At 41.2% G+C, this 12,198-nt stretch carries 16 protein-coding genes; all 16 read right to left on the minus strand.

The window, feature by feature from the left end; translation table 11 throughout:
* Positions 1–29: 29 nt before the first annotated feature.
* Entirely contained in the window at positions 30–470 is a 441-nt protein-coding gene (locus tag ACFVQB_RS23785) for a hypothetical protein (protein WP_379444965.1), read from the minus strand.
* A 269-nt stretch (positions 471–739) separates the two neighbouring features.
* Entirely contained in the window at positions 740–1,168 is a 429-nt protein-coding gene (locus ACFVQB_RS23790) for a DUF6985 domain-containing protein (RefSeq protein WP_379444968.1), read from the minus strand.
* Between the two features lie 109 nt (positions 1,169–1,277).
* The gene (locus ACFVQB_RS23795; RefSeq protein WP_379444971.1) at positions 1,278–1,733 is read right to left on the minus strand and encodes a hypothetical protein; all 456 of its coding nucleotides are present in this window, start codon (positions 1,731–1,733) and stop codon (positions 1,278–1,280) included.
* A 7-nt stretch (positions 1,734–1,740) separates the two neighbouring features.
* On the minus strand, positions 1,741–2,088 hold the full coding sequence (locus tag ACFVQB_RS23800) for a CdiA C-terminal domain-containing protein (RefSeq protein WP_379444974.1): 348 nt from the start codon (positions 2,086–2,088) through the stop codon (positions 1,741–1,743).
* Positions 2,089–2,106: 18 nt separating this feature from the next.
* Positions 2,107–2,712 carry a hypothetical protein gene (locus tag ACFVQB_RS23805; RefSeq protein WP_379444977.1) on the minus strand — a complete coding sequence of 202 codons (606 nt, stop codon included), beginning with the start codon at positions 2,710–2,712 and terminating at the stop codon, positions 2,107–2,109.
* A 112-nt stretch (positions 2,713–2,824) separates the two neighbouring features.
* Complete coding sequence (locus tag ACFVQB_RS23810) at positions 2,825–3,682, minus strand: hypothetical protein (protein ID WP_379444979.1); 858 nt, start codon at positions 3,680–3,682, stop codon at positions 2,825–2,827.
* Between the two features lie 323 nt (positions 3,683–4,005).
* A complete protein-coding gene (locus ACFVQB_RS23815) occupies positions 4,006–4,881 on the minus strand; it encodes a hypothetical protein (protein WP_379444983.1) in 876 nt (291 codons plus the stop codon).
* Position 4,882: 1 nt separating this feature from the next.
* A complete protein-coding gene (locus ACFVQB_RS23820) occupies positions 4,883–5,116 on the minus strand; it encodes a CdiA C-terminal domain-containing protein (protein WP_379445495.1) in 234 nt (77 codons plus the stop codon).
* A 249-nt stretch (positions 5,117–5,365) separates the two neighbouring features.
* Positions 5,366–5,830 (minus strand): DUF600 domain-containing protein, encoded by a 465-nt coding sequence (locus tag ACFVQB_RS23825; RefSeq protein ID WP_247900587.1) that lies wholly within the window; start codon positions 5,828–5,830, stop codon positions 5,366–5,368.
* 15 nt (positions 5,831–5,845) lie between these two features.
* Positions 5,846–6,478 carry a DNA/RNA non-specific endonuclease gene (locus ACFVQB_RS23830; RefSeq protein WP_379444987.1) on the minus strand — a complete coding sequence of 211 codons (633 nt, stop codon included), beginning with the start codon at positions 6,476–6,478 and terminating at the stop codon, positions 5,846–5,848.
* 1 nt (position 6,479) lies between these two features.
* Positions 6,480–6,767 carry a hypothetical protein gene (locus tag ACFVQB_RS23835; protein ID WP_379444991.1) on the minus strand — a complete coding sequence of 96 codons (288 nt, stop codon included), beginning with the start codon at positions 6,765–6,767 and terminating at the stop codon, positions 6,480–6,482.
* 206 nt (positions 6,768–6,973) lie between these two features.
* Positions 6,974–7,453, minus strand: coding sequence for a DUF6985 domain-containing protein (locus ACFVQB_RS23840; RefSeq protein WP_379444995.1), 480 nt, complete (start codon positions 7,451–7,453; stop codon positions 6,974–6,976).
* A gap of 4 nt (positions 7,454–7,457) precedes the next feature.
* Positions 7,458–7,655 carry an HNH endonuclease family protein gene (locus ACFVQB_RS23845; RefSeq protein ID WP_379444999.1) on the minus strand — a complete coding sequence of 66 codons (198 nt, stop codon included), beginning with the start codon at positions 7,653–7,655 and terminating at the stop codon, positions 7,458–7,460.
* A gap of 358 nt (positions 7,656–8,013) precedes the next feature.
* The gene (locus ACFVQB_RS23850) at positions 8,014–8,697 is read right to left on the minus strand and encodes an Imm3 family immunity protein (RefSeq protein WP_379445003.1); all 684 of its coding nucleotides are present in this window, start codon (positions 8,695–8,697) and stop codon (positions 8,014–8,016) included.
* Positions 8,698–8,712: 15 nt separating this feature from the next.
* On the minus strand, positions 8,713–11,787 hold the full coding sequence (locus ACFVQB_RS23855; protein WP_379445007.1) for a deaminase domain-containing protein: 3,075 nt from the start codon (positions 11,785–11,787) through the stop codon (positions 8,713–8,715).
* Between the two features lie 30 nt (positions 11,788–11,817).
* Positions 11,818–12,195, minus strand: a complete 378-nt coding sequence (locus ACFVQB_RS23860; protein ID WP_090904232.1) for a DUF4280 domain-containing protein — start codon at positions 12,193–12,195, stop codon at positions 11,818–11,820.
* Between the last annotated feature and the right edge of the window lie 3 nt (positions 12,196–12,198).

The raw sequence follows: 12,198 nt of genomic DNA on the forward strand, positions 1-12,198 counted from the left end.
ATACTATATGCAATTGAGAATACAAAGGGTTAGCTTGCATCCCTTAGATCGTTAAGAAGAATTTTCTGGGAACGCTGTTCCAGCTGTCGAAACTCCTCATTAATTCTTCGCTCCTTAGCAGTATCCGGTCGATACGCAGGAATCATCGCCCAATGCTCCCGTATCAATTCGATGCGATTCTTCATTGGAGGATGGTAGCTACGGCTTTGAATATCATTCATTTCCTGTATCCGCTGAATACGAAGAATTTCCTGAGTTGGAACGGTAGAAATCCGTTTTCTAAACTCCTCATACAGCTCTTTGTTATATTGATATTCCGCAACCTGTTTAGCTGTTTGTGCAAAAAGACCTTCCATCTCTGACTTCAATAATAGAGATAACACTGCCTCACTGCCAGCTGTCTCCGATGCTTCATTATCTGCGATGTAGAATACTCGCTGCATCTCATTCCGCATGCTTTTGATTAACAATACATAGATACCGCCTATAACAGCAAATAACGATAAGCGTAGTATTATAAGTGGAAACACCACCCAATATAACAGGCCGCTATCTTGTGGATCAACTGTGACCATAATCAACCTGTTTAATGTAACGCTATTACGTGATTTAGGGATGAAATTAAAGCATTGTTGTGCGTACAAACAAATAACGAAATCTCATACAGGTATTACATGAGTTATATGTGTTATTGGTTGATTGATAGGTTCATTCGGCACTGGGTATGCATTTCAGACTACTATAGAACTATATCTTGGAAGCCTACCTCAACTATTTCTTCATGCTCAATTTCCACAGCAAGCCCATGTTCTATTTTCCAAGTACAATTAAAAAGCAAACCAATTCTTCTAACTTCATTTCTCCTTACTCTTCTGATAATCAATTGAGTTGGTTCAACTAAGTGACCTAACTCTTCTTTATTTTCAATGATTGGTGCAAACTTGTCAGATTCATGCTCTCCCACAATTTCACTATAATCCATGTAAACTTCTTGATAATAGTCAAAGATAGCCTCTTCTACTTTAGTTATACCATCGTCCATATTTTCAACAAGATTGGTATATGCTTCTTTTTGAACATCGTGAAATTCGCCTTCTTCATTTCCATCAATACTTAAAATTATGACTTTCTCTTTTCCAAATATTTTATTTTCTGTTGTCCGCTCCAATATAAATCGTAAGAAATTCCACCGAATAATTCATGGTTAAGGTTAGCCATGCCATCACTCTCCTAATAGCTTCTCTTTGATTTTATGTTCTCCAACTCCACCTAAATGATTATATCTCCTGAAAAATATAAGGAAATCGTAGTAAAGTAATTATCTTATTTGATAGATACTTTTTCTGGTATTGATCTAGCTTGGTATTTATGATTACAGTAGTATTCTCTTTTCTGAATATTTGATCTGTACCATTTTCCACAAACACCATGTCAGGATTGAAAGACATTAAAATATTACCGAAAATTTTAAACAACACTTCTAATCCTTCTTCAAATAATTTCCCAAATAATTGAATTCCAATTTCCACATTAATTCCCATCGCATATTCTTCTCTTAAAAAATCAATACTAATAATATCTTCAATATCAAGTGTGAAGTATTTACAACTAAGACGAGAAAAATCTTCGTAGTTAGTTACTTTATCTTCAACTGTATCGCATACTATGTCATAAATTGTTCTTTTAAGTGCTTCCTCATCCAAATTTGAGACTAAGAATAACGTACAGTCCATCTCACTTCTAACCTCCAAATACTCTTGTAATCTTTCCATCCTTCACTAGAATTAATTCTTCTAGTCTTTTTAAATCTCCATTCGGATTTGCTTTTCTTAAAATTGTTTCGATAATTTCAATAACTTTTTCATTTGGAAAGTTGTCTAAGTTCAAAACAATTCTTTCAGACTGTTTCTTCGTCTTTCCTGCTACTTCTTTAATTATACTTTGTACTTTTCCATCTGGTTTTGGTGCATAACAATCAAATACATTTCCTTCGATTAGAAAATCTGGATTCGAACCTTCTGCAATTCCATGACCATTTCCACCATCAATTTCATCTAACATCTTAATATCATAGCCATTATCAGCCAATACATCGGCTGTTTCATTTTATTTCTTTATTCCATGAGAATCTCCTTCTCCGTAATTCCCTTTAGGTTTGCTATCCTTTGGTAAAGAAGGTTCGGTAAGTTTAATCTTTGGAATTTCACCCGTCCCCTCAGTTTTCCCATCCCTGGCCTTAGTTCCATCTTTCGATGATGGAGCCTCTTTAGGTATTGATGCATCCTTCGGCTTAACCGGCGTAACGCTTGAAGAATTAGACGATTCTTTAGAAATGGTTCCTTTCGATGGCGCACTACTTCCTCTCGAATCCACATGAGATGTGCTCGGCGATCCCTTCGAACTTCCAGAATCACTGCCTTTCCCACGATTTCCACCTGCATCCGAGAACATATGACTGTCATTCTTCACAATCACAGGCACGGTCTGGCCGTTGCTCAGCCTCATGCGCTGAACTCGCCATGGAACACTGGCTGCTGCGCCTGCGGTCATTTTAACCATAGCCTGGTTGATTCGTTCTCCCAGCTCGGCAAGAGATGAAGGCATTAATGCCGCATTGGTCTTAAGCTTGCCATCCTTCATGGCACCGCCTGAGGTTCCATCTGGCCCGTCTCCATCTCCATGACCTGACTTCTTGCCACTACCATTGAACATTTTGACGCTATTTTTAACTAATGATGCTCCGCAGCTACAGCGGTCACCGTATCGATGATCCGCATCGTAGCACCAACGTCATTTAACCCAGCGTCGTAGCTCTCCTGTTTCGTCAGGTTAGCATGGTGCGATTGTCTTCGCCTTTCAGGTCCACGAACGGTTTGGCATACGCTTCTCCCGCACTGGTTACATTCTGCCAGATCTCTTCTCCTGATTTCTGACCCGTGACCAGGTCTTCCGTATAATCAATGACGTTATTTACGCCCGTAATCGTTCCTTGTACCGTGGCATTCCGCTCCGTTAATGACCCAACTTGTTCTCCCTTCACCCAGCTGTATAATCCCTGGGCATTGTCACCCCCGACAATCCCTGTAAATGCGAGGTCAGCCACATCGCCTACCATACTGAGCAGGCCTTTGCCCTCTTCGATTACTCCATCTCGTTTTCCCTTTTCACGTGCATCCCAGTTTCGCTTCAGCCGCGCTTCCTTCAGCGCGCTCTCCCCCATACTGGCCAGACTCTGGTCGAACGCTGACTGAATCATGTCAAAGGAACGATGGATCTCAGCTTCCAGTACTACATTCTCACTCTTTCCATTGACCTCTTCCACGAGTTCCACATGATCTGTCATCGTCTGAATATACAGACCTTCTGTACCCTCAAGACTGACGCTAGCTCCGCTGATGTTCAAGTCACCCATGCATTGGATCTGCACGTGGGTTGTGCTATTCAAGGTAACCCCGTTAGCTGCAGCCATCGAGATATACAAGGCGCCCTCTTGGGCGTTCATGACAAGTTCGCTGTCGCCAAGGGTGAACGATTTCCCCTGCGGGTTACCGAAGGACTTTACACCGGGATCTTGCATCACTTTGCCGCTCTTCTCCACATGTCCCGCTTCCGTTGGTTCCTGACGAACCGACTGCATCACCATGGCTTCGTCTTCTTCCGCACTTGGGAAATACAGTTTCACTTTCGCTCCGGGTTCGGGCAAAACAAAAAAACAGGTCAATCATGGTGGTATCTGACCATAATCAACCTGTTTGATGTATCGGAATAGCACTATTTAAGTTATAAAAAGCATTTGATGTGCGTACAACCCAAATCGAGAAACCTTTAGACGGGTATTACATGGGTTAAACGTGTTATTAGTTCAATATTGAGTTCGTTCGGCACTGGGTATTATCCGATGTGGATCATCGTTCAATACAGTTTTTGAATTTGATACATCGGTTTTGATAATTGGAAATTCGCTCTGACAAAACTTAATTCTCGTTCAAATTGAGAATTATCAAACTATCCATCTTTAAAATTGATCTCGGATAGTAGGCATGCCTCCTCAGCCTGGTTATTAACTGTTACTCTTCCATTTTTTCTTGCTAATAAAACGCTTTTTCTTTGCTCCCAATACCCTTGTATCATCATTAATTGATAGTCGCCAGTAAATTTAATTGTGAATTGCTCAAAGAAACACAATAACCTCTTCAATCTTGAAGTATCATTAGGGCCAAAAATTTGATTACAGATTAAATTTATTGCTGTTCCAACATTACTAATATGAAGCTGTAAATCCCCCCAGTTGATAGTAAATTCTGAAGAGTAGTCGGGGTCTTCCACCACTTTAACCTTATATTGATTCTCATGGTCCTCAACTATTTTCACGCCTTCAAGTTTGATTTCGTTTGTAGTAAAGTTACCTTCAATCCGTAGACAAATTTTTTTGTATGTCCCCTGAATGTAAGGAAGATTTAATGCTTCATAATCAGCATTAAAAAAGTGACTATCTACGAGTATATTGTTTTTTCTTCTCTCTAATATTTTATATTCAGAATCTTTTAAAAGTAACGCCCCTCCGTCATTGCTTTTTAGTAGATTACCTAAAAACTCAATGAATTTCCTATTACCATTTTCGTATATATTAAACTCCAATCCATAATTCACATTGACATCATAGTCCCTGGATATATTCTTTACATCGAATAATGTAGTGGTGAAGCTGAAAAAATCGCATTTAACATATAATGTATCTCCTTCACCTTCCTCACTTTCTTCTTGTTTTGCAAACCTAAGAGCACTTTTATTTCCAATAAGATTTTCTACATGATGCAGAAGAAAATCTTCAACCTCTTCACTTCCATGAAAGTTATTGAAGAAATAATATGTCATTTCCATGCTAATCACCTTTCCAAAACCATCTAGTGATTTTACCGTCTTTTACAACAAGCAACTCTTGTAAGTATTTCAAATCACCATTAGGGTTAGCCTTTCTCAATATCTCTTGTTTTAAAATATCTAAGTCACTAGGATTAAAGTCATCAAGGTTCAAAATAATTCTTGTTGCTTGTTTTTTCGTTTTACCTTGTATTTCTTTAATCTTATTTTTTTGAAAACTCCCCTTGAGGAGCATAACAGTCAAATACTTTACCTTGTATCATAAAAGATCTGTCATCGTTTACAACAAAAAACAGATCAATTACGGTGGTATCTTACCATAATCAACCTGTTTGATGTATCGGAATAGCGATATTTAGGTTTTAAAATTAAAGTATTTGATGTGCGTACAACCGAAATGGAGAGATCTCTATAGGCCCACCATTCTCACTATTTCAAAAGATGCTCATAGTTTTGCATCATTTACAGTGGATGAAAAATCACCTTACTCGCTATGTTCCTCTTTAATTTGCTCGAACCATTCCTTCGCAATGTCGTCTGCGGTTTTTACAGGGTCATTTGAATAAACCAACTCATATTTATATTCTGCTTTAAGGCTATTTTTTGTAACATCATATACCAATTTTATTTCGGTTGGCATTTCTCTTTTGTGTTCGTCGCATAATCTATATATCTTTTCAATATCATCGTTAATAATATTCAGAGCGCCTTTTTGTCTTTCGACTGATATGTCATATAGAAGACCATAACTATCATCTAATGCATCGTTAAGTTTGTGTTTCTTTACAAGCCTACCATTAATAAAATAGAAAAAATCACTAGAAATAACTCTTTCTTCAAATGAACAATAAATATATATTTTTTCGGCTCTTTTGTGAACATACTCTAAACAAATGGAGACCATGTCAGCTTGAAGTTCACTAAAAATATCTTCAAATACTTTGCTCATAGTAACCTGCCTTTCTTAATTTAATATACTCTTTGAGAAAGCTTCTCCATCAATTTCATACTGTACATTAAATTTAGATGGGCGTATACTGTCTCCGTCATATTTCACTTCAACATTTACTTTTACTTTTTTCCCTTCTTTAATCGCATTAGCCCATTGATTCTCAATTTTCTTATATTGGCTTAAATTCACATTGCTTAGTTGTGAAACAAGGTTGTCAATTTCTGGTGAACCACCAAATCTATCCCCTGCCAAATGCCCTGCATGGTCGCCCGGCTCTTTGCCTGGAGTATCTGGATCATGAGGTAATCTGCTATCCCTCTCAGTTAATTTTAAATCGTCAGCAGTAAATTTTTCAAGCCTTCCCTTACTATCAGTTTTGTAGATATATTCATATTCACCTGTTTTATATGTTACATTTGGCTTTAGCTCCCCATCTACTATATGGCTTCCATCTCGTAAAATATCATCAGCCTGGCTACCAACCTCACCAATTTTCCCCGTCCCCTCAGTATCCCCATCTCTAACCTTAGTTCCATCTTTCGATGATGGGGCTTCTTTAGGTTTAGATGCATCCTTCGGCTTAACCGGCGTAACGTTTGAAGACGTCTTAGACGATTCTTTAGAAACGGTTCCTTTCGATGGCATACTACTCTCTCTCGAATCCATATGAGAAGTGTTCGGGGATCCCTTCGAACTTCCAGAATCGCTGCCTTTCCCACGATTCCCAGCTGCATCCGAGAAACATGTGATTTTCCTTCTTCACAATCACAGGCACGGTCTGGCCATTGCTCAGCCTCACTCGCTGAACTCGCCATGGAACACTGGCTGCTGCGCCTGCGGTCATTTTACCCATAGCCTGGTTGATTCGTTCTCCCAGCTCTGCAAGAGATGAAGGCATTAATGCTGCATTGGTCTTGAGCTTGCCATCCTTCATGGCACCGCCTGAGGTTCCATCTGGTCCATCTCAAAAAAATCCACAACACGGGCGGCTAGCTCGCATTGTGGTGTTGTTGGTTGTATCGTACGCTCTCTTGTCAGACCCGGAGTGCTATAAAGCAAGTATTTTAGTTGAACGCAATCGACGCTATTTAACGAGTTGAAAAGTTCAATCATTCGACACTGGGTATGCATTTCAGACTATTATAGAACCATATCTTGGAAGCCTACCTCAACTATTTCTTCATCCTCAATTTTCACAGCAAGCCCATTTTCTATTTCCCAAGTACAATTAAAAAGAAAACCAATTCTTCTAACTCCATTTTTCCGTACCCTTCTGATAATCAATTGAGTTGGTTCAACTAAGTGACCTAACTCTTCTTTATTTTCAATGATTGGTGCAATCTTGTCAGATTCATCCTCTCCCACCATTTCTCTATAATCCATGTAAACTTCTCGATAATAGTCAAAGATAGCCTCTTCTACTTCAGTTATAATATCGTCCATATTTTCAACAAGATTGGTATATGCTTCTTTTTGAACATCGTGAAATTCGCCTTCTTCATTTCCATCAATACTTAAAATTATGAACTTCTCTTTTCCAAATATTTTTATTTTCTGTTGTCCGCTCCAATATAAATCGTAAGAAATTTCACCGAATAGTTCATGGTTGAGGTTAGCCATGCCATCACTCTCCTAACTTCTCTTTAATTTTATGTTCTCCAACTCCACCTAAATGATTATATGTAGCATTAATTTGCATACTCTCAAGGTCGTTTAGTTCATGCCAAGTATAATTATTGTCCTCTCGCCAATCTGCAATATCGCCCTCAGTCCACTTTTTCTCAGGAGTCGACCATTCCTTAGCTAGTATTTCATCAGCCATTGCATTCTTATATTCTACTCCATCAACGCCGGCTTCATCTAGATATTCAGCCTGTTTGATGTATCGGAATGGCACTATTTAAGTTATAAATCTCAATCAGTTATGTGTACAAACAAAACGGCAGAATTTTTATGGGTTAAGTCTACTTGAAATCAGCCGCCCGACTCATCCGGTACTGGGTGGGAGTAGACAAAGACAAAAGAGACCACAATACGGACGGCTATCTCGCATTGTGGCGTTGTTGGTTGTATTGTACGCTCTTCTTATCAGACCCGAGTGCTATAATGCAAGTATTTTAGTTGAATGCAATCGACGCTATTTAACGAGTTGAAAACTTCAACCGATAATTTTTAGAGCCTTATTTATTATTAACTTCCTCCAATACCTTATCTATTCGTCTTAACAACTCCCGCTCTTCTTCCTCGGTTAATTCATACTGGGAATTATCAAAATATCTATCTTCAAGTTCATTAATAATGTATGGTGGTATTGTTTCATCAAGTCGTATTAAGTTTTCTGCAATTGTGGTGTACACAATCTTCTTTGCACACACTCTGTACCTAAATTCCCTTTCGAATCTTTTTAAAATGTTGTCAATTGTATTATTATCATTTTCTTTCTCCGAATAGTAACGATCGACTATATCTACGATCTCATCGTAAAACCATCTTGCTTTTGGACAAAGATCTACTGGCATTTTTTCGAGTTCTTGCAATACTCTGTTTCTCCTCAAATAAAGTTCTTCATACTCTTTTTCATTTAATTGACCTTTTTGAATAAATTCCTTTAGTTCGTGAAAATCTATTAGTCCAAGGTCTCTAATGTAATTTTCTTTTGTATTCTTATATATCCGTGGCTGTTTCACTTTTAATTCCGCAGAAATAACCCTCAAAATAGCCTTCTCCATATCATCTGAATTTTTCTCACTGTAGTGCTCGTCAAAAGCTCGAGCTACCGCTTCATTTGGACTCTGATACTCTAACTTGTACTCTTCATACTCTTCAACAAAGGACTCTATTAATTCATTATAATTCCAAGGCATATTTTTTCTCCCTTATTATGATTTTTTAGGTATCTTAACATCGTTATTATGAATTACTTCTACTTTTATTCCAGGATAATCTTTTGTGAAATTATATATAATATCATTGCAACTCATACAAGTATCGTTTTCGGTAAACAGTTTTATTCTTCCCTTTATATCCGCATTAGGTGGACCAAGCTTATTAGCTAAGTCATTAATCATTTTATATTCCGTATCTCCCTCCCTTGGAATCATATCACCTTGTTTATTTGGAGCATCTTTTGCAGGATACCTTATTGTTTCCGGTTTGAATGAAAAACCATCATAATTCATATTGGGTTGATGAGCCGGCGGTGGACCATTCACTTGACTATGTGCATAAAATTCAGTTTTTATATTTGGAATATCAACTTCCATATATCCAAAATTTGCCCCGCCTTTATTTAATGCTCCATTTGAAAGTCTTTGTTTTAAATCGGCAACCCTATCAATAATATATCCCTCAGTATCCATGTCTATGGATCTGGTAGGGAATTTTTTGTTAACATCTAATGTATCTTTACCCGTCCCCTCAGTATTCCCATCACTAACCTTAGTTCCATCTTTTGATGATGGAACTTCTTTAGGGTTAGGGGCATCCTTCGGCTTCGCTGGAGTAACGTTTGAAGACGTCGCAGACGACTCTTTAGATACGATTCCTTTCGGCACACTACTTTCTCTCGAATCCACATGAGAAGTGTTCGGCGATCCCTTCGAACTTCCAGAATCATTGCCTTTCCCACGATTCCCACCTGTATCCGAGAACATATGATGGTCATTCTTCACAATCACTGGCACGGTCTGGCCGTTACTAAGCCTCACTCGCTGAACTCGCCATGGAACGCTGGCTGCTGCGCCTGCGGTCATGTTGCCCAAGGCCTGGCTGATTCGTTCTCCCAGCTCTGCGAGAGAGGAAGGCATTAATGCGGCATTGGTCTTGAGCTTGCCATCCTTCATGGCACCACCTGAGGTTCCATCTGGCCCATCTCCATGACCATGCGGAACACCGCCCTTGGCTCCATCTCCATCTGCATGGCCAGACTTCTTGCCACCGCCCTTGAGCACCTTGACCCCATTTTTGACCAGTGATGCTCCACCAGCTACAGCCGTTACCGTATCAACAACCCTTACCGCAGCGTTGACATCGTTCCGACCAGCGTCGTGGCTCTCCTGTTCCGTCAGGGTCAGCATGGTTCGGTAATCTTCGCCTTTCAGGTCCATGAACGGTTTGGTATACGCCTTTCCCGCACTGGATACATCCTGCCAGATCTCTTTCCCTGATTTCTGACCCGTGACCATGTCTCCCGTATACTCGATGACGTTATTCACGCCCGTGATCGTTCCTTGCACCGTAGCATTCCGCTCCGTTAACGATCCGACCTGTTCTCCCTTCACCCAGCTGTACAATCCTTGGGCATTGTCACCCCCGACAATGCCTGTAAATGCGAGGTCAGCCACATCGCCTACCATACTGAGCAGGCCTTTGCCCTCTTCGATTACTCCATCTCGTTTTCCCTTTTCACGTGCATCCCAGTTTCGTTTCAGCCGCGCTTCCTTCAGCGCGCTCTCTCCCATACTGGCCAGACTCTGGTCGAACGCAGACTGAATCATGTCAAAGGAACGATGGATCTCGGCTTCCAGTACTACATTCTCACTCTTTCCATTAACCTCTTCTACAAGTTCCACATGATCTGTCATCGTCTGAATATACAGACCTTCTGTACCCTCAAGACTGATGCTAGCTCCGCTAATGTTCAGGTCACCCATGCATTGGATCTGCACGTGGGTTGTGCTATTCAAGGTAACCCCGTTAGCTGCAGCCATCGAGATATACAAGGCGCCCTCTTGGGCGTTCATGACAAGTTCGCTGTCGCCAAGGGTGAACGATTTCCCCTGCGGGTTACCGAAGGACTTTACACCGGGATCTTGCATCACTTGGCCGCTCTTCTCCACATGTCCGGCTTCCGTTGGTTCCTGCCGAACCGACTGCATCACCATGGCTTCGTCTTCTTCTGCACTTGGGAAATACAGTTTCACCTTCGCGCCGGGTTCGGGCATCATGTACCATACTTGACTGCCTTCCGCGGCATACGGGAACCAGCGTGCCTCTCCGGCCTGCTGACCCTCATCCATATCCAGATGAACCTTCACCTGGTTACGTTTCACATCAATGATTTTCCCTTCGATAGCAGCACCCGTGATCATCGTTTGAAGCTGTCTGGGCAGTGGATGCGATGCTGGCAATGCACATGTATATTTCCACTGTAGCAAGCCCCGTTCCAGCATCGCCTGGCGAGAGGTTATGTTGTAGGTATGGCCATCAGAGGATACTTCATCCCCCAATTGAAGCTCCTGCCCCAGATGGAAGGTATACGTTGTATACTCCTCCTCGGTTACCGCATGTTTTCCCTGGGCTTCGGTATGTAAAAAACGCTCAATATTACGACTCTTCTCAAAAGGGATGACTTTCAGCTCAAATGCCCCTCTGCCCTCAGGATATCCAATCCAGAACCTGGGCTTGTGTGCAGTCACATCCGGCACCAGGTCTGCTCCCAGATGAGAAGCGAGCCGTTTCAGAAAGCTCCAGTCGGTCTCCTGATACTGCATAATAAAAGCGCCCGTCTTTGTCTCATCAAAGGCAAAATCAATATAGTCTCCTTCAGGATAACCCTTCATAACACGATTAACAATGTCCAAATAACGCAGCTTATCATTCTGATAGGATTTCGTTCTCTGTAAGGCATCCAGTTCATAGGTATGTGAGATGACTACAGCCATCACATATACGATCCCTCTAGTGGCTTCGACTTTGATCTCATGGAGCTGTCCCTTGAACAGGGGCAACTCCCTTCCGAATTCATCCATCTGGATGAATCCGACTCGATCGTGACTTCCAGCTTTCTGGATAATGGTCTCTTCCCATTCTTCATCGACCCATCCACTGAAGGATAACCGGGCATGTGCCCCTGCTTGCTGGATCAATTCCACCTTATCCAGGCGTATCTTGCCATACGGCCAATGGACATGGATATCCCCATAAGTTAGAGTTGATTTTTCCAATGTCTGCACAGTGTTCCCCCTTTCTTATCCGTCTGCATCTTACAACTGACCATCGACCTCAATCTTGATAATCCCGCCTTTTCGGCATATCAGTTCAGATCGACTAAGCAGAGCAGCCTCACCTTCCACCAGCACGTCCTCCTTGCCCTGACTCCATTTATTGAAGAACGTATCTGGTTCGCAGAGGGCGCCATCCATTTTGCAAAACCCGCATCGTCCAACGTTAGCCAGTGGAATCACGTCAGCAACGTTTAATACAGGCTGTTCCTTGATATAGATGCCGTGGGAAAGAGGCAGGTTCAGTACACCCGGATCTGACCCCTGACTACAGGAAATCTCGGCACCTCTGACCACATAGGTGAATTCACCACCGAAACCTCCTGACATCAAAGCTTTGAACAGCATGGGTAGCAGCATTCT

The sequence above is a fragment of the Paenibacillus sp. NPDC057886 genome, from assembly GCF_042796655.1.
GTDB lineage: Bacteria > Bacillota > Bacilli > Paenibacillales > Paenibacillaceae > Paenibacillus.